Origin of the sequence: Lentzea sp. CA-135723, assembly GCF_050936595.1 — a bacterium.
Classification (GTDB): domain Bacteria; phylum Actinomycetota; class Actinomycetes; order Mycobacteriales; family Pseudonocardiaceae; genus Lentzea.
Genome location: NZ_JBNJMK010000001.1, coordinates 2,175,311 through 2,201,041, shown reverse-complemented (window position 1 = coordinate 2,201,041; position 25,731 = coordinate 2,175,311). Strand labels below are relative to the sequence as shown.

At 73.3% G+C, this 25,731-nt stretch carries 2 protein-coding genes; both read left to right on the top strand.

The features are described 5' to 3' along the window. Window positions 1-2: 2 nt before the first annotated feature. A complete protein-coding gene (locus tag ACQEU1_RS09395; protein WP_433198374.1) occupies window positions 3-14,882 on the top strand; it encodes an SDR family NAD(P)-dependent oxidoreductase in 14,880 nt (4,959 codons plus the stop codon). Between the two features lie 2 nt (window positions 14,883-14,884). Further along, a complete protein-coding gene (locus ACQEU1_RS09390) occupies window positions 14,885-25,642 on the top strand; it encodes an SDR family NAD(P)-dependent oxidoreductase (protein WP_433198372.1) in 10,758 nt (3,585 codons plus the stop codon). Window positions 25,643-25,731: the final 89 nt, after the last annotated feature.

The following is a 25,731-nucleotide window of genomic DNA, read 5'->3' as shown; positions in this document are numbered from 1 at the left end:
ACGTGGCGACTGAGGACAAGTACCTCGAGTACCTGAAGCGGGCCACCGCCGACCTGCGCGAGGCGCGCAAGCGCCTGCGCGACGTCGAGGACAAGGCGACCGAACCCATCGCGATCGTGGCGATGTCGTGCCGCCTGCCGGGTGGGGTGTCCACCCCGGAGGACCTGTGGGAGCTCGTTTCGGGCGGCCACGACGCGATCGCCGGCGTCCCTGCCGACCGCGGCTGGCAGGTGGAGGACATCCCGCTGGAGGGCGGGTTCCTCGACGGCGCCAGCGAGTTCGACCCTGCCTTCTTCGGGATCTCGCCGCGCGAGGCGCTCGGGACGGACCCGCAGCAGCGGTTGCTGCTGGAGACGTCGTGGGAGGCCTTCGAACGCGCGGGCATCGACCCCACGACGTTGCGGGGCAGCCGGACCGGCGTGTTCGCCGGTCTGATGTACCACGACTACGTCATGCGGGACATCGCGCCGCCGGAGGGCGTCGAGGCGTACCTCGGCAACGGCAGCGCGGGCAGCATCGCCACCGGTCGAATCGCTTACACGCTGGGACTTGAAGGTCCGGCCGTCACCATCGACACGGCGTGCTCGTCGTCGTTGGTGGCACTGCACTGGGCCGTGCAGGCCCTGCGGCTGGGCGAGTGCGACATGGCACTGGCCGGCGGTGTGGCCGTGATGTCCACGCCCGGCACGTTCATCGACTTCGCCCGTCAGGGCGCGCTGGCCGCAGACGGGCGCTGCAAGGCGTTCGCGGCCGAGGCGGACGGCACCGGCTGGGGCGAGGGCGCCGGCATGCTCCTGGTGGAGCGGCTGTCCGACGCCGTCGCCAACGGCCACCCCGTGCTCGCCGTGGTGCGCGGCAGCGCGATCAACCAGGACGGCGCGTCGAGCGGCCTGACCGCCCCGAACGGGCCCGCGCAGCAGCGGGTCATCCGGCAGGCGCTCGCGTCCGCCGGTCTGTCCACTTCGGACGTCGACGCGGTCGAGGCGCACGGCACGGGTACCCGGCTGGGCGACCCGATCGAGGCGCAGGCGCTGCTCGCCACCTACGGCCAGGAACGCGCGGAGCCGTTGTGGCTGGGATCGTTGAAGTCCAACGTCGGTCACACCCAGGCCGCCGCGGGTGTCGCGGGCGTCATCAAGATGGTCATGGCGCTGCGGCACGGCGTGCTGCCCAAGACCCTGCACGCCGACACGCCGACGCCGCAGGTCGACTGGACCGAAGGCAACGTCAGGCTGCTGACCGAGTCGCGCGAGTGGCCCGCCTCCGACCGTCCGCGCCGCGTGGGCGTGTCGTCGTTCGGCATCAGCGGCACCAACGCACACACGATCATCGAGCAGGCGCCGGACGCCGCGGAACCCGGTGAGCACACCGGTCCGGCGACCGTGCCGTTCGTGCTGTCCGGCAAGTCCGAGCAGGCACTGCGCGCGCAGGCCGCCAAGCTCCGCGACCACCTGACGGCCAACCCCGGGCTGAACCCGCGCGACCTCGCCTGGTCGCTCGCCACCACCCGCACCGCGCACAGCCACCGCGCCGCGATCGTCGGCCGCGACCTGGCCGACGTGACGCGCGGGCTCGGCAACCTGTCCAGCGGTGTCGCGACCGAGGCCGGTCTCGCGTTCCTGTTCACCGGTCAGGGCAGCCAGCGCGCAGGGATGGGCCGCGAGCTGCACGCCGCGTTCCCCGTGTACGCGCAGGCTTTCGACGAGGTCGCCGCGCTGGTGGACGTGCGGGACGACCAGCTCGACCGCACCGAGTTCACGCAGCCCGCGATCTTCGCGCTGGAAGTGGCGCTGTACCGCCTGGTCGAGTCCTGGGGCATCCGCCCGGACTTCCTGGCAGGGCACTCGATCGGTGAGATCGCGGCCGCCCACGTGGCCGGCGTGCTGTCGCTGAAGGACGCGGCGACGCTGGTCAGTGCTCGTGCGCGGTTGATGCAGGCTCTGCCCGAGGGCGGGGCGATGGTGGCACTGCAGGCCACCGAGGCCGAGGTCACGCCTCACCTCACCGACCTGGTGTCGCTGGCCGCGATCAACGGGCCGTCGTCCGTGGTCGTCGCCGGTGCCGAAGACGCCGTGCAGCAGGTGATCGCGCAGTTCCCGGACCGGAAGTCCAAGCGGCTCAGCGTGTCGCACGCGTTCCACTCGCCGTTGATGGACCCGATGCTGGACGACTTCCGCGCTGTCGTGTCGGAGCTGACGTTCAGCGCGCCGAAGATCGCGATGCTCGGTGACGTCACGGACCCGGAGTACTGGGTGCGCCACGTCCGCGACACCGTCCGGTTCGCCGACACGATGGCCGAGCTGGAGTCGCGGCACGTCCGCACGTTCCTGGAGATCGGCCCGGACGGCGTGCTGGCCGCGATGGCCGACGTGCCGATCATCCCGTTGCTGCGCAAGGACCGCCCCGAGGCCGACACCGTCGCGGCCGCGGTCGGCGCCCTGCACGTCAGCGGCGTCGCACTCGACTGGGCCGCGTTCTTCGGCGGCGGCAACCGGGTCGACCTGCCCACCTACGCGTTCCAGCGCGAGCGCTACTGGCTCGCCGAGGTGCAGGGCGTCCGCCTCGGCGCGTCGATCCACCCGCTGCTCGGCTCCGCGGTGTCGCTCGCCGACTCGGACGGCCTGGTCCTGAGCGGCCACCTCTCGCTGGACACCCACGAGTGGCTCGCCGACCACGCGGTGCAGGGCGTGGTCCTGCTGCCCGGCACCGCGTTCGTCGAGCTGGCGATCCGGGCCGGCGACGAGGTCGGCTGCGACCTGCTGGAGGAGCTCACCCTCGAAGCACCCCTGGTCGTGCCGGAGCACGGCATCGTGCAGGTCCAGGTCGCCGTCGGCGGCCCGGACGGCGCCGGCCGCCGCTCGCTGACCGTCCACTCGCGACTCGACGGGCCGTGGACCCGGCACGCCACCGGCACGTTGCTGCCGGCCGCGCTCGCCCCCGCCCACGACCTGTCCGAGTGGCCGCCCGCCGCCGAGCAGGTCCCCACCGACGCGCTCTACGACGGCCTGGCGAACGCCGGGCTGGTCTACGGCCCGCTGTTCCAGGGCGTTCAGGCGGTCTGGCGGCGCGGGGACGAGCTGTTCGCCGAGATCTCCGTCGACGCCGAGATCGAGGCGTTCGGCCTGCACCCCGCCCTGCTGGACGCGGCCCTGCACCCGCTGGCACTGGTCACCGAAGGCGCCGCCCAGCTCCCGTTCTCGTGGAGCAACGTCGCCCTGCACGCCGTCGGTGCCACCGAGCTGCGCGTGCGGCTGGTCCCCAGCGGGGCCGGCGTCGAGATCCACGTCGCCGACGGCACCGGCGCCCCCGTCGCCACCATCGGATCGCTGGTGCTGCGCGAGGTCGGGCAGCTCGCCCAGTCCTCCGTCGAGTCGCTCTTCCACGTCGGCTGGTCGCCGATCGCGGTCGGGGACGCGCAGGCCACCATCGTCGAGGCCGGCCTGGACGTCGACCTGGCGACGATCGACACCGTGCCCGACGTCGTGCTGGTCTCGTTGCACTCCACCGGGTTCCGTGCCGACGAGGTCCACGACGCCGCGCAGGCCGCGCTGCGGCTGGTCCAGGCGTGGCTCGCGGACGACCGGTTCGCCGCCGCCCGCCTGGCCTTCCTGACCGGCGACCTGGCCGAGGACGGCCCCGGCAGCGCGGTGCACGGCCTGATCCGCTCCGCCCAGAGCGAGCACCCGAACCGCTTCCTGCTCGTCGAGAGCGACGGTTCCGAGGCCTCCCAGCAGGTCCTGCCGGCGGCAGTGCTCGCCGACGAGACCCAGCTGCAGCTCCGCGACGGCGCTGTCCGCGCGGCCCGGCTCGCCCGCAGCCCGCAGGTCCGCGCCGACGCGCCCGTGCTCGACGGGACCGTCCTGATCACCGGCGGCACCACCGGGCTCGGCGCGTTGTTCGCCCGGCACCTCGTCACCGAGTACGGCGTGCGGCAGCTGCTGCTGATCTCCCGTCGTGGCCCGGAGTCGCCCGGCGCGGCCGAGCTGGTCGCCGACCTGGAGAACCTCGGCGCCACGGTCGCGGTCGCGGCCTGCGACGCGGCGGACCGCGACGCGCTCGCCGCCCTGCTGGCCGAGCACCCGGTCACCGCCGTCGTGCACTCCGCCGGGGTGCTGGACGACGGCGTGGTCGAGTCGCTGACCCCCGAGCAGCTCACCCGCGTGCTGCGGCCGAAGGTCGACGGCGCGATCAACCTGCACGACCTGACCGCGGACCTCAAGGCGTTCGTGGTGTTCTCCTCCTCCGCCTGCGCGCTGGGCAACGCCGGCCAGGCCAACTACGCCGCGGCCAACTCGGTGCTGGACAACCTGGTCCGGCACCGCCAGGCCACCGGTCAGCACGGCCTGGCGCTCGCCTGGGGCCTGTGGACCGGTGTCGGCGGCATGGACGTCGACGACGCCACGGTCAAGCTGATGACCCGCATGGGCGCACGTCCGCTGACCGAGTCCGAGGGCCTGGCGTTGTTCGACGCCGCGTTCACCTCCGGCCTGCCGGTCCAGGTGCCCGTGCACCTCGACACCAAGGTCCTGAGTGGACTCGACGGCGTGTCCGCGTTGCTGCGCGGGCTGGTCCGCCCGGCGAAGCGCTCTGCCCGCACCGCGGCCGCCAGCGCCGCCCAGGCCGTGCTGTCGCGCGCCGAGCTGATCGACATCGTCCGCCACCACGTGGCCGAGGTCCTCGGCTACGGCTCCGGTGACGACGTGGAACCGTTGCTCGCGTTCAAGGAGCTGGGCTTCGACTCGCTCACCGCGGTCGAGCTGCGCAACCGCCTCAACGGCCACACCGGCCTGCGGCTGCCCGCCACCCTGGTCTTCGACTACCCGACGCCGCTCGCGCTCGCCGAGCACCTGCGCGAGGAACTGGGTGGCGCCGAGACCACCGCCACGGTGACCGAGCCGGTCGTCCTCGCCAACGACGAGCCGATCGCCATCATCGGCATGAGCTGCCGGTTCCCCGGCGGCATCTCCTCGCCGGAAGACCTGTGGCGCCTCGTCGACGAGGGCGCGGACGCCATCACGCGCTTCCCGGCCAACCGCGGCTGGGACCTCGAAGGCCTGTACAACGAGGACCCCGACCACCCCGGCACGTCCTACGTCCGCGACGGCGGCTTCCTGCACGACGCCGCCGAGTTCGACCCCGCGTTCTTCGGCATCAGCCCGCGCGAGGCCCTCGCGCTGGACCCGCAGCACCGGCTGCTGCTGGAGACCACCTGGGAGGCCTTCGAACGCGGCGGCATCGACCCCGCGTCCGTGCGCGGCACCCGCACCGGTGTGTTCGCCGGGATCATGTACCACGACTACTCGTCGGTGGTGGAGCGCGGCGTCGAGGAGGTCGAGGGCTACCTCGGCACCGGCGGCAGCCTCGCGTCCGGCCGCGTCTCCTACACGTTCGGGCTGGAAGGCCCGGCCGTCACGGTCGACACCGCGTGCTCGTCTTCGTTGGTGGCACTGCACTTGGCCGTGCAGGCGCTGCGCAACGGCGAGTGCTCGCTGGCCCTGGCCGGTGGCGTCACCGTGATGGCGACCCCGTCCACGTTCGTCGGCTTCTCCCGTCAGCGCGGTCTCGCGCCGGACGGCCGTTCCAAGTCCTTCGCGGGCGCCGCGGACGGCACGAGCTGGAGTGAAGGCGCCGGCATGCTGCTCGTCGAGCGGCTGTCGGACGCCCGCCGCAACGGCCACCCGGTGCTCGCCATCGTGCGGGGCAGCGCGGTCAACCAGGACGGCGCGTCCAACGGCCTCACCGCCCCCAACGGCCCGTCGCAGCGCCGCGTGATCCAGCAGGCGCTGGCCAGCGCCCGACTGTCCACTAAGGACGTCGACCTGGTCGAGGCCCACGGCACCGGCACCAGGCTCGGCGACCCGATCGAGGCCCAGGCCCTGCTGGCCACCTACGGCCAGGACCGCTCCATCCCGCTGCTGCTCGGCTCGATCAAGTCGAACATGGGCCACCCGCAGGCCGCGGCCGGTGTCGCGGGCATCATCAAGGTCGTCGAGGCGATGCGGCACGGTGTCGTGCCGAAGACGTTGCACGTCGACGTGCCGACCCCCGAGGTCGACTGGACCGCCGGCGCCGTCGAGCTGACCACGGCCGCGCGTCCGTGGCCGGAGACCGGCCGCGCTCGTCGTGCCGGTGTGTCGTCGTTCGGCATCAGCGGCACCAACGCCCACGTGATCATCGAGCAGCCGCCGGCCGAGGACGCCCCCGAACCCCGTGAGGTCCAGGAGCTCCCGCGGCCGTGGGTGCTCTCCGGCAAGACCCCCGCCGCCCTGCGCGGTCAGGCGCTCGCGCTCGCCGCGCACGTCGAGGCGCACCCGGAGCTGGACCCGCTGGACATCGGCCACTCGCTGCTGACCACCCGCACCGCTCACGAACACCGGGCCGTGGTCGTCTCCGGCGAGAACGTGCTGCGCGACCTGGCCTCGGTCGGTCGCGCGGAGGCCGCCGGCGGCAAGCTGGCGTTCCTGTTCACCGGTCAGGGCAGCCAGCGGCTCGGCATGGGCCGCGAGCTGTACGACGCGGTGCCGGAGTTCGCCAGGGCCTTCGACGAGGTGCGGTCGCACTTCGACCTCCCGTTGCGCGACATCGTGTTCGGCACCGACGCCGAGGCGCTCGACCAGACCGCCGTCACGCAGCCCGCCCTGTTCGCGATCGAGGTCGCGCTGTTCCGCACGCTGGAGCACTGGGGGATGACCCCGGACTTCCTGGCGGGCCACTCGATCGGCGAGATCGCCGCGGCCCACGTCGCGGGCGTCCTCTCGCTCGAAGACGCCTCCGTGCTGGTCGAGGCTCGTGGCCGGCTGATGCAGGCGCTGCCGGCCGGTGGCGCGATGGTGGCGTTGCAGGCCACCGAGGACGAGGTCACGCCTCACCTGTCCGACCTGGTGTCGATCGCCGCGATCAACGGCCCCGACTCCGTCGTCGTGGCGGGGGAGGAGAACGCGGTCCAGCAGGTGATCGCGCAGTTCTCCGACCGGAAGTCCAAGCGGCTCAGCGTGTCGCACGCGTTCCACTCGCCGTTGATGGACCCGATGCTGGACGACTTCCGGGCCGTGGTGGCGAAGCTGACGTTCAGCGAGCCCCGCATCCCGATGCAGGGCAGCGTCTCCGACCCGGAGTACTGGGTGCGGCACGTGCGCGACGCCGTCCGGTTCGCCGACACGATGCGGGCGCTGGAGGAGGCGGGCGCCGGGACGTTCGTGGAGGTCGGCCCGGACGGCGTGCTGGCCGCGATGGCCGACGTGCCGGTGTTCCCGGTGCTGCGCAAGGACCGTCCCGAGGTCACCACCCTGCTCCAGGCCGTCGGCCAGGCCTACGCGGCCGGTGCGGACGTCGACTGGGCGAAGCTGCTCGACGGCGGCCGCAGGGTCGACCTGCCCACCTACGCGTTCCAGCGCCAGCTCTTCTGGCCCACGGCCGGGGTGGCGTTCGGCGACGTGACCTCCGTCGGTCTCGGCGACGCCGACCACCCGCTGCTGGGTGCGGCGGTGTCCCTGCCCGACGGCCACCTGTTCACCGCCCGGCTCTCCGTTGAGACCCACCCGTGGCTCGCCGACCACGTCGTGTCCGGCACCGTTCTGGTGCCCGGCACCGCGTTCGCCGAGATGGCGTTCCGCGCCGGTGCGGAGGTCGGCTGCGACCTGGTCGAGGAACTGACCCTGGAAGCGCCGCTCGCGCTGCACGGTCCGGTCCAGCTGCGGCTGGCCCTCGGCGAGGCCGACGACGACGGCCGCCGTTCGCTGACCGTGCACTCGCGGCCGGAGGGCGACGAGCCGTGGACCCGGCACGCCACCGGATCGCTGCTGCCGCAGGCGCCGCGGGCGGGCTTCTCGCTCGCCCAGTGGCCGCCCGCCGCGCAGTCCGTTGCGGTGGAGGAGATCTACCCCGGTCTCGCGGCCGCCGGACTGGAGTACGGCCCGGCCTTCCAGGGCCTGCGCGCCGCGTGGCGTCAGGGCGACGAGATCTTCGCCGAGGTCGCGCTGGACGGCACGGCCGACCGGTTCGGTCTGCACCCGGCGTTGTTCGACTCGGTGCTGCACGCTCTCTCCCTGGGCGCGGCGGCGGGGGAGACCCGGCTGCCGTTCGCGTGGCGGGGCGTCGCCCTGCACGCGGAAGGCGCCACGGCCCTGCGCGTGCGCCTCACCAAGGCCGGCGAGGGCTTCGCGCTGGAGATCGCCGACGGCACCGGCGCGCCGGTCGCCTCGGTGGACTCGCTGGTGCTGCGGGCGTTCTCGCCCGACGAGGTCGGCGCGCCGCCGGTGAGCCGCTCGCTCTTCCAGATCGACTGGGTGCCGGTCACCGGCACCGACGAGATCGGCGTGGTCGAGGCGGAGATCGCCGAGGAGTCCGTGTCCGCCGCGGTGCACCAGGCGTTGGCGTCGGTGCGCGCCTGGCTCGCCGAGGACCGTCCCGCCGAGCGGCTGGTCTTCGTCACCCGCGAGGCGGTCGCGGTCAAGCCCGGCGACGACGTGACCGACCTGGTCGGTGCCGCCGTGCGCGGCCTGGTGCGGTCGGCGCAGTCCGAGAACCCCGGCCGGTTCGTGCTGGTGGACACCGACGACACGCTCGACCTCGCCGCCGCGCTGGCGACCGGTGAGCCCGAGATCGCGGTGCGCCAAGGCGTCGCGCTCGCCCCGAGGCTCGCGCGTGCTTCATCCACTGTGGACGCGAAGCTGTCGTTCGACGGCACGGTGCTGGTCACCGGCGCCACCGGTGCGCTGGGTGCGGTCTTCGCGAAGCACCTCGTCACCGAGTACGGCGTGCGCGACCTGCTGCTCACCTCGCGGCGCGGCCCGGACGCCCCCGGCGCCACCGAGCTGCGCGACGACCTGGTCGCGCTGGGCGCGTCGGCCGAGATCGTCGCCTGCGACGTCGCCGACTTCGCCGCGCTGAAGAACCTCCTGGACGACCGGGTCGTGAACGCCGTCGTGCACACCGCCGGTGTGCTGGACGACGCCACGATCGCCTCGCTGACCCCGGAGCAGATCGAGACCGTGTTGCGCCCCAAGGTGGACGCGGCGCGCAACCTGCACGAGCTGACCCGCGACCTGTCCGCGTTCGTCGTCTTCTCCTCGGCGGCGGGCACGTTCGGCAACGCGGGCCAGGGCAACTACGCCGCCGCCAACGCCTACCTCGACGCCCTCGCGCAACACCGCGTGGCACAGGGACTTCCGGCGCTGTCGCTCGCGTGGGGCCTGTGGGAGGACACCGGCGGCATGACCGCCGCCCACCTCAGCCGCCTGGCCACGCTGTCGGCGGACGAGGGCGTCCGGTTGTTCGACCTGGCCCCTTCCACCGGGAACCCGGTCGTGGTGCCGATGCGCCTCGACGTCGCCGCGCTCAAGGGCACGGCCGTCGCGCCGCTGCTCAGCGGGCTCGTCCGCACGACCCGCAGGGCCGCCACCGCGGTGGCCGGTGACGCGGGGCTGCGCGACCGGCTCGCCGGGCTCAGCGCCGCCGAGCAGGACGCCGTGCTGCTCGACCTGGTGCGCGGCCAAGCGGCCGACGTGCTCGGCTACGGCGGCGCGGACGACGTGGACGCCGTCCGGTCGTTCCGGGAGCTGGGCTTCGACTCGCTCACCGCGGTCGAGCTGCGCAACCGGATCGCGGCCGACACCGGCCTGCGGCTGCCCGCGACGCTGGTCTTCGACTACCCGTCACCTCTCGCGCTGGTCGAGCACCTGCGTGCCGAGCTCGGCGGAGCGGCCACCGAGGTGACCGGCCCGGTGACGGTCGACGTCGTGGACGACGAGCCGATCGCCATCGTCGGCATCGGCTGCCGCTTCCCCGGCGGCGTCACGTCCCCCGAGGACCTGTGGCGCCTGCTGGAGGACGGCGGCGACGCCATCGGCGGCTTCCCGACCGACCGCGGCTGGGACATCGAGAACCTGTACCACCCGGACCCGAGCCACCAGGGCACCTCGTACTCGCGTGAGGGCGGCTTCCTCTACAACGCCAGCGAGTTCGACCCCGCGTTCTTCGGCATCAACCCGAAGGAGGCGCTGGCGATGGACCCGCAGCAGCGCCTGCTGCTGCAGACGTCCTGGGAAGCCCTCGAACGCGCTGGCATCGACCCGCACACGTTGCGCGGCAGCCGGACCGGCGTGTTCGCCGGCGTCATGTACCACGACTACGCGTCACGGCTGCGGTCCGTGCCGGACGGCATCGAGGGCTACCTCGGCACCGGCAGCTCGGGCAGCGTCATCTCCGGCCGCGTGTCCTACACGTTCGGCCTGGAGGGCCCGGCCGTCACGGTCGACACCGCGTGCTCCTCTTCGCTGGTGGCCCTGCACCTCGCCGTGCAGGCGTTGCGCAGCGGTGAGTGCACGCTGGCGCTGGCCGGCGGTGTGACCGTCATGGCCACGCCCGGCACGTTCATCGGCTTCAGCCGCCAGCGCGGTCTCGCCGCCGACGGCCGCTGCAAGGCGTTCTCCGCCGACGCGGACGGCACCGGCTGGGGCGAGGGCGCGGGCATGCTGCTCGTCGAACGCCTCTCCGACGCCCGCCGCAACGGCCACCCGGTGCTCGCCATCGTGCGGGGCAGCGCGATCAACCAGGACGGCGCCTCCAACGGCCTCACCGCACCCAACGGCCCGTCCCAGCAACGCGTGATCCGCCAGGCGCTCGCGAACGCCGGTCTGTCCACTTCGGACGTCGACGCGGTCGAGGCGCACGGCACTGGCACCTCGCTGGGCGACCCGATCGAGGCGCAGGCCCTGCTCGCCACCTACGGCCAGGACCGCGAGCAGCCGCTGCTGCTCGGCTCGATCAAGTCCAACCTCGGCCACACCCAGGCCGCGGCGGGCGTCGCGGGCATCATCAAGATGGTCATGGCGCTGCGCCACGGCGTGCTGCCGAAGACGTTGCACGTCGGGGAGCCCTCGCCGCGCATCGACTGGACCGCGGGCGCGGTCGAGCTGCTCACCGAGCCGGTCGCGTGGCCGTCGGTCGACCGGCCGCGCCGGGCCGCGGTGTCGTCGTTCGGCATCAGCGGCACCAACGCCCACACGATCATCGAGCAGGCACCGGACGAGGAGCCGGTCGAGACCGGCGCCGACGTCGAGCTGCCGTGGATGCTCTCGGCGCGGACCGCCGGGTCGTTGCGCGGCCAGGTCGAGCGGCTCGGACAGCACCTGCGGGACCGTGACCTGCGCACGCTCGACGTCGCGTACTCGCTGGCCACCAGCAGGTCCAGCTTCGAGCACCGCGCGTTCGTGGTCCAGCCGGGCACCGACGGGCCCGGCGGGCTCGACGACGTGACGCTGACCGGTGTGGCCGGCCACGGCAAGCTCGCGTTCCTGTTCACCGGCCAGGGCAGCCAGCGGCTCGGCATGGGCCGCGACCTGTACGACCGGTTCCCGGTGTTCGCCGAGGCCTTCGACGCCGCGTGCGCCGAGCTGGACGCGCCGGTGCAGGAGGTCGTCTTCGGCATCGACGTCAACGCGCTCAACGAGACCGGCACGACGCAGCCCGCGCTGTTCGCCATCGAGGTCGCGCTGTACCGGCTGTTCGAGCACTGGGGCGTCAAGCCGGACTTCCTGGCGGGCCACTCCATCGGCGAGATCGCGGCCGCCCACGTCGCCGGGGTGCTGTCCCTGGCCGACGCGGGCAAGCTGGTCAGCGCTCGCGGTCGCCTCATGCAGGCACTGCCGACCGGCGGCGCGATGGTCGCTTTGCAGGCCACCGAGGACGAGGTCGCCGGTCACCTGACCGACGCCGTGTCCATCGCGGCCATCAACGGCCCCAGCGCGATCGTCCTCGCCGGCGCGGAAGACGCCGTGCAGCAGGTGGTCGAGCAGTTCCCGGACCGGAAGTCCAAGCGGCTCAGTGTTTCGCACGCGTTCCACTCGCCGTTGATGGACCCGATGCTGGACGACTTCCGGGCCGTGGTCTCGGGTCTGACGTTCAGCGAGCCCAAGATCGCGTTGCTCGGCGACGTGACGGACCCGGAGTACTGGGTGCGGCACGTGCGCGACACCGTCCGGTTCGCCGAGGCCGTCACGACGCTCGAAGCCAAGGGCGTGCGGACGTTCGTGGAGCTCGGCCCGGACGCCGTGCTCACCGCGATGGGCGCGGAGAGCGCCGCGGAGGCCGTGTTCGTGCCGTCGCTGCGCAAGGGCCGCGCCGAGGTCCAGACCCTGTTCCACGCGCTCGGCACCGCCTACGTTCGGGGCGCGAAGATCGACTGGACGACGTTCTTCGCGGGCACCGACGCCCGGCGCGTCGACCTGCCGACCTACGCGTTCGACGACGAGCGCTACTGGCTGAACGACGGCTCGTCCGCCGCCGGCCAGGGGCTCGCCGCGACCGGGCACCCGTTGCTCGGCGCCGGAATCGGGCTGCCCGACTCCGACGGCCACCTCTTCACCGGCTCCCTCGGCCGGGGCAGCCTGCCGTGGCTCGGCGACCACGCGGTCTCCGGCACGGTCCTGCTGCCCGGCACCGCGTTCGTCGAGATGGCGCTGCGGGCAGGCGAGGAAGCGGGCTGCGGGGTGCTCGAGGAGCTCACCCTCGCCGCGCCGCTCGTCCTGCCCGAGCACGGCACCGTCCAGGTGCAGGTGCTCGTCGGCGGACCCGACCACGAGGACCGGCGCACGGTCACCGTCCACTCGCGACTCGACGACGAGCCGTGGACCCGGCACGCCACCGGTGTGCTGGCGGTGGCGGGGGACCTGCCGGCCGGTGGACTGGACGTGTGGCCGCCGCTCGACGCCATGCAGGTCGACGTCGGCGGTCTCTACGACGGCTTCGACGCCATCGGCCTGGAGTACGGCCCGGCGTTCCAGGGCCTCAAGGCCGCCTGGCGCCGTGACGACGAGGTGTTCGCCGAGATCAGCATCGACGCCGAGGACACCGAGGCGTTCGGGCTGCACCCGGCTCTGCTCGACGCGTCGCTGCACGCCGTCGGCCTCGGTGAGTTCTTCGAGAACACCGGCCAGGCACGGCTCCCGTTCGCCTGGAGCGGCGTCCGGGTGCACGCGGTCGGCGCCTCGGCGCTGCGGATCCGGATGGCCAAGTCCGGCGCGGACTCGGTGACGCTGGAGATCGCGGACCCGACCGGCGCGCCGGTCGCCTCGGTCGAGTCGCTGGTGCTGCGGCCGCTCGCGACCGACCAGCTCGGCGGCGGCTTCACCCGCTCGCTCTACCGGGTCGACTGGACGCCGACCACCAGCCCGGCCGCCTCCGCGGCCACCTGGGCGGTGCTCGGCCCGGACGACCTGAAGCTCGGCCACGCGCTGGACCTCCCGGTGCACGCCACCCTCGCCGAGATCGGCGAGGCGGACGCGGTGCTCGTCTCCGCGGTGGCGGACCTGGCCGTCGGCGACGGGTACGCGGACGCCACACGGGCCGGTGTCGAACGGATCCTCGGCCTCGCTCAGGACTGGATCGCCCAGGACCGTGACGCTCGACTGGTCGTGGTGACGAAGGGCGACATCGCAGGTGCGGCCGTGCACGGTCTGATCCGCTCGGCGCAGGCCGAGAACCCGGACCGGTTCGTGCAGGTGGAACTGGACGACCACGAGGACTCGCCGCGCGCACTGGCCGCCGCGCTCGCCACCGGTGAGCCGCGGATCGCGATCCGCGAGGGCGCGCTGCACGTGCCGAGGCTGGCACGGGTGCGGGCCGCCGAGGGCGCGAAGCCGGAGTTCCGCGAGGGCGGCACGGTGCTGCTGACCGGTGCGACGGGCGCGCTCGGCGCGTTGTTCGCCAAGCACCTGATCACCGAGTACGGCGTCGACGGCCTCCTGCTCACCAGCAGGCGCGGTCTGGACGCGCCCGGTGCGCCCGAGTTGCGCGACGAGCTGCGCGCCCTGGGTGCGACGGTCGAGATCGCCGCGTGCGACGTGGCCGACCGGGAAGCGTTGGCAGCACTGCTGTCCGAGCACCCGGTCACCGCCGTGGTGCACGCCGCCGGTGTGCTCGACGACGGCGTGCTGACCTCGCTCACCCCGGAACGGCTGGAGAAGGTGCTGCGGCCCAAGGTGGACGCGGCCTGGAACCTGCACGAGCTGACCGGCGACCTGGACGCGTTCGTCCTGTTCTCGTCCGCCGCCGGCACGTTCGGCAACCCGGGCCAGGCCAACTACGCCGCCGCGAACTCGTTCCTCGACGCACTCGCCCAGCACCGTCTCGACCAGGGCAAGCCCGCTCTGTCGCTCGGCTGGGGCCTCTGGGAGGACACCGGCGGCATGACCGCCGACTCCGCCAGGCTCGGCACCGCACTGTCCGAAGAGGAGGGTGTGGCGCTCTTCGACACCGCGCTCGCCGGAGCGGACGCCGCGGTCGTGCCGATGCACCTCGACACCTCCGGCATCGGCGACCGGGTGCCCGCCCTGCTCAGCGGACTGGTCCGCGGCAAGGCGCGGCGCGCGGAGGCCGCGGCGGCCGAGGAACCGCTCAGCAAGCGGATCGCCGGTCTGTCCGACGGCGACCGCGACCAGCTGCTGCTCGACGTCGTGCGCTCGCACGTCGCCAAGGCGCTGGGCCTGGCCGGTCCGGACGCGGTCGACGAGCACCGCGCGTTCCAGGACCTCGGCTTCGACTCGCTCAGCGCGGTCGAGCTGCGCAACAGCCTGAACGCCGCCACGGGCCTGAAACTGCCCGCCACGCTGGTGTTCGACTACCCGACCCCGGCGGCGCTGGTCGACCAGCTGCGCGACGAGGTCAAACCCGACACACCCGCCGGGGCGCCACTGGCACTCGGCGACCTGGACCGGCTCGCGGCCGAGCTGATCGAGCTCGGCAAGGACGAGACCGCCCGCGCACGAATCACCGAACGGCTGCAAGCCGTGCTCGCCGGACTGGCGGCGCCGGAGTCCGACGCGGACCTCGACGCGGCCAGCGACGACGAACTCTTCGACCTGCTCGACCAGGAGCTGACGTGACGATGGACAACGAGGAAAAGCTCCGCGACTACCTCAAGCGCGCCACAGCGGACCTGCGCCAGGTCAAGCGCCGCCTCAAGGAGGTCGAGGACGCGGACCGGGAGCCCATCGCCATAGTCGGCATGGCCTGCCGCTACCCCGGCGGGATCAGCAGCCCGGAGGACCTGTGGGACCTGGTCGCCGGCGAGCGCGACGCGATCGCGCCGCTGCCGACCGACCGCGGCTGGGACATCGACGGCCTGTTCGGCGACGACCCCGAGGCGACCGGCCAGAGCTACGTCGCGAAGGGCGGGTTCCTCTACGACGCCAGCGAGTTCGACCCGGCGTTCTTCGGGATCTCTCCCCGTGAGGCGCTGGCGATGGACCCGCAGCAGCGGCTGCTGCTGGAGGCGTCGTGGGAGGCCTTCGAACGCGCGGGCATCGACCCGGCCGCGGTCAAGGGCACCAAGACGGGCGTCTACGCCGGCGTGATGTACCACGACTACGCGACCGGGCTGACCGAGGTGCCGGAGGAGGTCGGCGGCTACCTGAGCACCGGCACGTCCGGCAGCGTCGTCTCCGGCCGGGTCGCGTACACGCTCGGCCTGGAGGGCCCCGCCGTCACGATCGACACGGCGTGCTCGTCGTCGCTCGTCGCGCTGCACTGGGCGATCCAGGCGCTGCGCAAGGGCGAGTGCACGCTCGCGCTCGCCGGTGGCGTCACGGTGATGGCCACGCCCGGCACGTTCCTCGAGTTCTCCCGCCAGAAGGGGCTCGCGTCCGACGGCCGCTGCAAGGCGTTCGCGGCGTCGGCCGACGGCACCGGCTGGGGCGAGGGCGTCGGCATGCTCCTGGTGGAGCGGCTGTCCGACGCGCAACGCCTGGGCCACAACGTGCTCGCGGTCATCCGCGGCAGCGCGATCAACCAGGACGGCGCCTCCAACGGCCTCACCGCGCCCAACGGCGCCTCGCAGCGCCGCGTCATCACCCAGGCGCTCGCGGACGCCGGTCTGTCGACCCGCCAGGTGGACCTGGTGGAGGCGCACGGCACCGGCACCAGGCTCGGCGACCCGATCGAGGCCCAGGCGCTGCTCGGCACCTACGGCCAGGACCGCGCGGAACCGCTGCGGCTCGGGTCGATCAAGTCGAACTTCGGCCACACCCAGGCCGCCGCCGGCGTCGCGGGCATCATCAAGATGGTCATGGCCATCCGCCACGGCGTGATGCCGAAGACCCTGCACGTGGACGAGCCGTCCCCGCACATCGACTGGTCGGTGGGCGCGGTCGAGCTGCTGACCGAGCAGCGCGCCTGGCCGGAGACCGGCGAACCGCGCCGTGCCGCCGTGTCGTCGTTCGGGTTCAGCGGCACCAACGCCCACACGATCATCGAGCAGGCGCCGGAGTCCGAAGTGGACTCCCAGCCCACCGGCGTCGAGCAGGTGCTGCCCTGGGTGCTGTCCGCCCACGGCGAGACCGCGCTGCGGGCCCAGGCCGAGCAGCTGCGCGAGTACCTGACCACCGCGGACGCGTCCGCCGCCGACATCGGCTACTCGCTCGCCACCACCCGCTCCCGCTTCCCGCACCGCGCGGTGCTGCTCGGCACCGGCAAGGCCGACTTCGCGCTGGACGCGCTGATCGGCTCCGAGGTCACGGCCGACGTCGTCGAGGGCGTCGCCGACGTCCGCGGCAAGGTCGCGTTCGTGTTCCCCGGCCAGGGCTCGCAGTGGGTCGGCATGGCCCTGGACCTGTTGGACACCAACGAGGTGTTCCGCACCCGGATGACCGAGTGCGAGCAGGCTCTGTCGTCCTACGTGGACTGGTCGCTGATCGGCGTGCTGCGCGAGGCTCCCGGCGCGCCGGGCTTCGACCGCGTCGACGTCGTGCAGCCCGCGCTGTGGGCCGTGATGGTGTCGCTGGCCCAGGTCTGGCGTTCGCTGGGCGTCACGCCCGCCGCCGTCGTCGGCAGCTCGCAGGGCGAGATCGCCGCCGCGTGCGTCGCGGGAGCGCTCTCGCTGGACGACGCGGCGCGCGTGGTCGCGTTGCGCAGCCAGGCACTCGGCGCGTTGTCCGGCCTCGGCGGCATGGTGTCGGTCGCGCTGCCGGTCGCGGCGGTCCGCGAACGCCTGACCCGCTGGGAGGGCAAGCTCTCCGTCGCCACGGTCAACGGCCCGCGCGCCACCGTGGTCTCCGGCGACAACGACGCGCTGGAAGAGCTGCTGGCCTCGTGCGAGGCCGACGAGGTCCGCGCCCGCCGCATCGCGGTGGACTACGCCTCGCACTCCGCGCACGTCGAGATCATCCGCGACGAGCTGGCGAAGCTCCTCGCCCCGGTCAAGCCCGTCGCGGCCGAGATCCCGTTCTACTCCACGGTCACCGGCCTGCCGGTCGACGGCACCAAGCTCGACGCCGAGTACTGGTACACGAACCTGCGCGAGACGGTCGAGTTCGAGCAGGGCGTGCGGCTGCTGGTCGAGAAGGGCCACCGGTTCTTCCTGGAGATGAGCCCGCACCCGGTGCTCACCATGTCCGTGCAGGACATCGTCGACGAGACCGGCACCGAGGCCGTCGTGCTCGGCTCGCTGCGCCGCGACGAGGGCGGCCTGCCCCGGCTGCTGACCTCGCTGGCCCAGGCCCACGTCCGCGGCCTGCCGCTCGACTGGGAGGCGGTGTTCGCCGGCCACGGCGCCCGCGCGGTCGAGCTGCCCACCTACGCGTTCCAGCGCCAGTCGTTCTGGCTCGACACCGGCGGTTCCGGCTACGGCGACGTGTCCACGGTCGGCCTCGCCGTCACCGACCACGCGCTGCTCGGCGCCGCCGTCACGCTGCCGGACTCCGGCGGCTACCTGTTCACCGGCAGGCTCTCCCAGCGCACCCACCCGTGGCTCACCGACCACCGCGTCAACGACGTGGTCCTGCTGCCCGGCACCGCGTTCGTGGAGCTCGCCATCCGCGCGGGCGACCAGGTCGGCTGCGGCGTGCTGGACGAGCTCACCCTGGAAGCGCCGCTGGTGCTGGGCGAGCACGAGGCCGTCGTGATCCGCGTGGCGCTCGACGAGGCCGACGAGACCGGCGTGCGCGCCGTCTCGGTGTTCTCCCGCGTCGAGCACGCGGACGACGACGAACCGTGGACCCGGCACGCCACCGGCACCCTGGTCGCCGACGGCGGTGCCACCGCCGCGGACCTGACCGCGTGGCCGCCGCCGGGAGCGGAGCCCGTCGACACCTCCGGGCTGTACGACGGACTCGCCGCCATCGGCCTGGGCTACGGCCCGGCGTTCCGCGGCCTGCGTGCCGCGTGGCGCAGCGGCGACGAGGTGTTCGCCGAGGTCGCACTGCCCGACAGCGTGAAGGTGGCCGGCTTCGGCCTGCACCCCGCGCTGCTCGACGCCGCGCTGCACGCCGTGGGCCTCGGTAGCTTCCTGGACGTCACCACCACGCCGTGGTTGCCGTTCTCCTGGACCGGCGTGAGGTTGGACGCCGCCGGTGCCGCCGCGCTCCGGGTGCGGATCGCCGCCGTGGGCACGGGTTCCGTGTCCGTCACCGTCGCCGACGAGACCGGTCAGCCGGTCGCCTCGGCCGACGAACTGGTGCTGCGGCCCATCTCGCAGCAGCAGTCCGCCACCGGGACGGGCAGGTCGCTGTTCCGCCTCGACTGGCAGGTGCTGCCGGTCGAGGCCGACCAGACCCGGCTCACCGACGTGCCGGACGTCGAGGTGGTCACGCTCGGAGCCTCCGCACAGAACGCCGACAACGTCCGCGCGGCCGTGGACTCCGCCCTGGAGCGCGCGCAGTCCTCCCTCAACACCGAGTCCCGCCTCGTCTTCCTCACCTCCGGCGCCGTCCCGGCCGGCGAGATCACCGACCTCGCCGGTGCCGCGGTCTGGGGCCTGATCCGCTCCGCCCAGACCGAGAACCCCGACCGCTTCGTCCTGGTCGACACCGACGACACCCCCGCGTCGGCCGCCGTGCTGGCCGCCGCCGTGGCCACCGGCGAACCCGAGCTCGCGATCCGCGACGGCGTCGTCCGCGTCCCCAGGCTGACCCGCGCCGCGGTGTCCACTTCGGACGCACCCGCGTTCCGCGACGACGGCAGGGTGCTGGTCACCGGCGCCACCGGCGTGCTGGGCGCGCTGCTGGCCCGTCACCTCGTCACCGTGCACGGCGTGCGCGACCTGGTGCTGACCAGCAGGCGCGGCCTCGACGCCCCCGGCGCCGCCGACCTGCGCGACGAACTCGCCGCGCTCGGCGCCGCGGTCACGATCGCTGCCTGCGACGCCGCCGACCGCGACGCGCTGGCCGCGTTGCTGGCCGAGCACCCGGTGACCGCCGTCGTGCACACCGCCGGTGTCCTCGACGACGGCGTGTTGTCCTCGCTCACGCCCGAGCGCCTGGACCTCGTGCTGCGGCCCAAGGTCGACGCGGTGCTGAACCTGCACGAGCTGACCGGCGAGCTGGACGCGTTCGTGCTGTTCTCCTCCGCGGCCGGCACGTTCGGCAACGCGGGCCAGGCCAACTACGCCGCCGCCAACGCCTTCCTGGACGCGTTCGCCGTGCAGCGCAGGGCCGCAGGGCTGCCCGCGCTGTCCCTGGCCTGGGGCCTGTGGGAGCAGGCCAGCGAGATGACCGGCGAGATGGCCGACACCGACCGCGGCCGCGTGGGCGCCGGTCTGTCCTCTGCCGAGGGTCTGGCGCTGTTCGACGCCACCCTCGCCGCCACCGAACCGGTCCTCGTGCCGATGCACCTGGACACCGCCGGGCTGCGCGGCGCGGGTGCCTCGGTGCCGCCGCTGCTGCGCGGCTTCACCCGTGCGCCGGGCAGGCGCACCGCGTCGGCCGCCGACCAGGCCGCCGCGTCGTCGCTGGCCCAGCAGCTGTCCGCGTTGCCGCACAACGAGCAGCTCCGGACGCTCATCACGCTGATTGGCACGCACGTCTCGGCGGTGCTCGGCTTCTCCTCCACCGAGTCCGTCGACTCGTCGAAGGCGTTCCGGGAACTGGGTTTCGACTCGCTGACGGCCGTCGAGCTGCGCAACCGGATCAACGCCGCCACCGGCCTCAAGCTGCCCGCCACCCTGGTCTTCGACTACCCGACCTCGGACGTGCTCGCCGAGCACCTGCGCGACAAGATCGTCGGCGCGGGCGGTGGCGCGGCCGTCATCAGGGCGGCGACCTCCGGAGCGGACGATGACCAGATCGCCATCGTCGCGATGGCCTGCCGGTTCCCCGGCGGCGTCAAGACGCCGGAGGACCTGTGGGCGCTGCTCGCGGGCGGCGGTGACGCGATCGGCGGGTTCCCGCCGGACCGCGGCTGGAACATCGACTACCTGACCGAGGCCTCGAACGCCGCCGAGGGCGGGTTCATCTACGACGCCAGCGAGTTCGACCCGGCGTTCTTCGGCATCAACCCGCGCGAAGCCCTCGCCATGGACCCCCAGCAGCGCCTGCTGATGGAGACCTCGTGGGAGGCCGTCGAACGGGCCGGCATCGACCCGTCGTCGTTGCGCGGCAGCCAGACCGGCGTGTTCGCCGGCATGATGTACCACGACTACGGCACCCGGCTCACCTCGCTGCCGGAGGAGGTCGGCGGCTACTTCGGCACCGGCACCGCTGGCAGCGTCGCCTCCGGCCGCATCGCCTACACCCTCGGGCTCGAAGGCCCGGCGGTCACCGTCGACACCGCGTGCTCGTCCTCGCTGGTCGCGCTGCACCTCGCCGCGCAGGCCCTGCGCAGCGGCGAGTGCGACCTGGCCCTGGCCGGCGGCGTCACGGTGATGGCCACGCCCGGCGTGTTCGTCGAGTTCAGCACCCAGGGCGCCATGGCCCCCGACTCGCGCTGCAAGCCGTTCGCGGCCGCCGCGGACGGGTCGAGCTGGGGCGAGGGCGCGGGCATGCTCGTCGTCGAACGGCTCTCCGACGCCCGCCGCAACGGCCACCCGGTGCTCGCCGTCCTCAAGGGCACGGCGGTCAACCAGGATGGCGCCTCCAACGGCCTCACCGCGCCCAACGGTCCCTCGCAGCAGCGGGTGATCCGCCAGGCGCTGGCCAACGCCGGTCTGTCCACTTCGGACGTCGACGCGGTCGAGGCGCACGGCACCGGCACCAAGCTGGGCGACCCGATCGAGGCCCAGGCGATCCTGGAGACCTACGGCCAGAACCGGTCCACGCCGGTGCTGCTGGGCGCGGTCAAGTCCAACCTCGGCCACACCCAGGCCGCCGCCGGTGTCGCGGGCGTCATCAAGATGGTCATGGCGATGCGGCACGGCGTCCTGCCGAAGACGCTGCACGTCGACGCGCCGTCCCCGCACATCGACTGGACGTCCGGCGCCGTCACGCTCGTGACGGAGACGACCCCGTGGCCGGAGACCGGCCGCACCCGCCGCTCGGCGGTGTCGTCGTTCGGCATCAGCGGCACCAACGCGCACGTCGTGCTGGAGCAGGCCCCCGAGACGGCTGAGGAGCCGGGGGAGTGGACGACACTGCCGTTCGTGCTGTCCGGCAAGACCCCCGAGGCGCTCGCCGCCCAGGCCGGCAAGCTGCGCGACCACCTGACCGCCCACCCCGACGCCGACCCGGCCGGCGTGGCCTTCTCGCTCGCCACGACCCGGTCGTTGCTCGACCACCGCACCGCCGTCGTCGCGGGTGACCGCGACGAACTGCTGGCAGCGCTGGAGAACCCGGCGATCGCGACCCCGGCCGGTGGCCGCCTGGCGTTCCTGTTCACCGGTCAGGGCAGCCAGCGTTCCGGCATGGGCCGTGAGCTGTACGAGGCGTTCCCGGCTTATGCCAAGGCGTTTGACGAGGTTGCCGCGCTGGTCGACGTGCGGGACGAGGAACTGGACCGCACGGAGTTCACCCAGCCCGCGATCTTCGCCCTGGAAGTCGCTCTGTACCGCCTGGTCGAGTCGTGGGGCATCCGCCCGGACTTCCTCGCCGGGCACTCGATCGGCGAGATCGCGGCCGCTCACGTCTCCGGCGTGCTCTCGCTGGAGGACGCGGCCACGTTGGTCAGCGCTCGGGCTCGCCTCATGCAGGCGCTGCCCGAGGGTGGCGCGATGATCGCCCTGCAGGCCACCGAGGACGAGGTCACGCCCCTTCTGTCCGATGTGGTCTCCCTGGCCGCGATCAACGGGCCCAACGCCGTTGTGGTCGCGGGTGACGAGACCGCTGTCGAGCAGGTCGTGGCGCAGTTCGCGGACCGCAAGTCCAAGCGCCTCAGCGTCTCGCACGCGTTCCACTCGCCGTTGATGGACCCGATGCTGGACGACTTCCGGGCCGTGGTCGCGGAACTGACGTTCAACGAGCCACAGATCGCGATGCTGGGCGACGTCACCGACCCCGAGTACTGGGTGCGGCACGTGCGCGGCACGGTTCGCTTCGCGGACGCGATGCAGACCCTCACCGACGAGGGCGTGCGGACGTTCCTGGAGCTGGGCCCGGACGGCGTGCTGGCCGCGATGGCCGACGCACCCGTCATCCCGGCCCTGCGCAAGGACCGCTCCGAGGTCCTCGGCATCACCACCGCGGTCGCGGCGCTGCACACCCGTGGCGTCAAGATCGACTGGTCGACGTTCTTCGCCGGTGCGAGCGTCGTCGACCTGCCGACGTACGCGTTCCAGCGCGAGCGGTACTGGCTGGAGGCCCCGGCGGGCGCCGACGACGGCACCGCGGCCGGGCTCGGCCTGGGCGCGGGCAACCACCCGCTGCTCGGCGCCGAGGTCTCGCTGCCGGAGTCGGGCGCGCTCGTGTTCAGCGGCCGGATCTCGCTGCACACCCACCCCTGGCTCGCCGGCCACGCCGTCAACGGTGTGGTGCTGCTGCCCGGGACCGCCTTCGTCGAGATGGCGCTCCAGGCCGGTGCCGGTGACGTGCTGGAGGAGCTGACCCTCGAAGCGCCGCTGGTCCTCTCCGGGCACGCCGGGGTGGCGTTGCGGGTCATGGTCGGAGAGGAAGACGCCGGCCGTCGCACGGTGTCCGTCTACTCGCGGATCGCCGAGGACGGCCCGTGGACCCGGCACGCGACCGGTGCGCTGGCCAAGGCGGCCGACGAGGCCGGAGACGACCTCGCGGCGTGGCCGCCCGCCGGAGCCGAGCAGGTCGAGGTGGACGGGCTCTACGACGACTTCGCCGCACTGGGCCTCGAGTACGGCCCGGCGTTCCAGGGCCTGAAGGCCGCCTGGCGCCGCGGTGACGAGGTCTTCGCGGAGGTCGCGCTGGACGCCGACACCACCGCGTTCGGCCTGCACCCCGCGTTGCTCGACGCCGCCCTGCACGCCATCAGGATCGGCGACTTCGTCGACGGCACGCGGCTGCCTTTCTCGTTCAGCGGGGTCCGCCTGCACGCCGTCGGCGCGCGGGAGCTGCGGGTCCGGATGGCCGGTGCGGGCACGGATGCGGTGTCGCTGCTGGTCGCCGACACGACCGGTGCGCCGGTCGCGTCCATCGACTCGCTGGTGCTGCGCCCGTTGGCACTCGCCCCGGTCGCCACCGACTCGCTGTTCCACGTCGAGTGGGTGCCGGTTCCGTCCGGGACCGCCGACGTCGAGGTGGTCGAGATCGCCGGCACGGTGTCGGAAGCCGTGCACACCGCGCTCGCGAAGGTGCGGGAGCACGCCGACTCCGACGCCCTGGTGGCGTTCGTGACGCGCGGCGCGGTCGCGGTCCGGCCCGGCGACGACGTGACCGACCTGGCGGGCGCCGCCGTGCGCGGGCTGGTCAAGTCCGCCCAGGCCGAGTACCCCGGCCGGTTCGTGCTGGTGGACCTGGCCGAGGGCGCGGAGCTCGTGCTCAGCGCCGACGAGCCCGACATCGCGGTCCGCGACGGCCAGGCCTTCGCGCCGCGGCTCACCCGCACGGTGTCCGAAGTGGACAGCGAAGCGGGCATCGGCACCGGACCCGTGCTGATCACCGGTGCCTCCGGTGGCCTCGGCGCGTTGTTCGCCCGCCACCTCGTCACCGAGCACGGCGTGCGGAACCTGGTGCTGGCCAGCAGGCGCGGCCAGGACGCACCCGGAGCGGAAGAGCTGCGGGCCGAGCTGACCGAGCTCGGCGCCGGCGTCGAGCTCGTGGCCTGCGACGTGGCCGACCGTGCCGCGGTCGCCGCGCTGCTCGCCGCCCACCCGGTGCGCGCCGTCGTGCACACCGCCGGTGTGCTGGCCGACGCCACCATCGGTTCGATGACCGCCGACCAGGTCGACCAGGTCCTGCGGCCGAAGGTCGACGCCGTGCGCAACCTGCACGAGCTCGCGGGCGACCTGGACGCGTTCGTGGTGTTCTCCTCGGCCGCGGGCACGTTCGGCACGCCCGGCCAGGGCAACTACGCCGCTGCCAACGCCTACCTGGACGCCGTCGCCCAGCAACGCCGGGCGCGCGGCCAGGCAGGACTGTCGCTGGCCTGGGGCCTGTGGGACGACCTCGGTGGCATGACCGCCGACCAGGCCAGGCTGGGACGTGCCGGTGTCGCGGCACTCGGCGCGGCGGAGGGACTCGCGCTGTTCGACCGCGCCGTCCGCGGCGCGCAGCCGGTCGTGGTGCCGATGAAGCTCGACACCGCCGGTCTGCGCGGCGCGGGCGCGGGACTGCCCGCCCTGCTGCGCGGCCTGGTCCGCACCACGACGAGGCGTGCCGCGTCCGTCACCGCCAAGCTGGACCTGCGCAGTCTGTCCACTGAGGACCGCGCGACGGCGTTGCTGGACACCGTCCTGACGCACACCGCCGCCGTGCTGGGCTACGGCACGAAGCGGGTCGAGCCGGACCAGCAGTTCCTGGAGCTGGGCTTCGACTCGCTCACCTCGGTCGAGCTGCGCAACGTGCTGAACGAGGTCACCGGGCTGCGGCTGCCGCCGACCCTGCTGTTCGACCACCCGACGCCCGCGCTGGTCGCCGAGCACCTCGGCCGTGAGATCGAGGTGCCGGAGGCCAAGGCCGCCACGGCCACGGCCGGCACGCTCGGCCTGCTGTCCCGGCAGGCGAGCGAGACCGGGCGCGGCGAGGACTTCATGGGCCTGCTGATGGCGATGTCGGCGTTCCGGCCGTCGTTCACCGGCCCGGAGGACCTGCCGGAGCCGTTGCACCGCATCAAGATGGCGAAGGGCGAGGGCAAGCCCGGCCTGATCTGCTTCCCGCCGATCCTCGCCAACTCCGGACCCCAGGTCTACGCGCGGTTCGCGCACGCGTTGCGCGACGAGCGGGACGTCTCGGTGGTCTCGACCCCCGGTTTCCTCGCGGGGGAGCTGGTGCCCGCGTCCATCGACGCCATCGTCCGGGCGCAGGCCCAGGCGGTGCTCGAGCAGGCGGAGGGCGAGCCGTTCGTGCTCGTCGGCCACTCCTCGGGCGGCACGCTGGCGCACGGCGTGGCCGCGCACCTGGAGAGCATCGGCAAGCCCGCCGCGGCTCTCGTGCTGATGGACATCTTCCGGCACGACCGCGAGTCCCTGTCCCGCGTGCACCCCGAGTTCGTCGGCGGCGCACCGGAGGACGGCGACTCGGAAGGAGGAATCCCCGCACCGGGCGAGGCCGAGGTGCTCGACGACCAGCGACTGACCGCCATGGGTGCGTACTGCCGCATCTACGCGGGCTGGACGCCGACGGCCATCAGCACTCCGACGCTGCTCGTGAGGGCGACGGAACCGCTGCCCGGCACCGAGCCCGGCAGCGACTGGAAGTCGGCCTGGGACTTCGAGCACACCGCACTGGACACCCCCGGCACGCACTTCTCGATGATGGGCGAGCACGCGGCCACCACCGCGGCGGCCGTGCACTCGTGGTTGTCCGAACAGCGGTGATGACCAACAACGCAATCCGTGGCGCGTGACGGGAAAACAATCTGCAAACAACCTGCGTTCAGCCTGGAGGTATGCGCACTTCCGGTGAC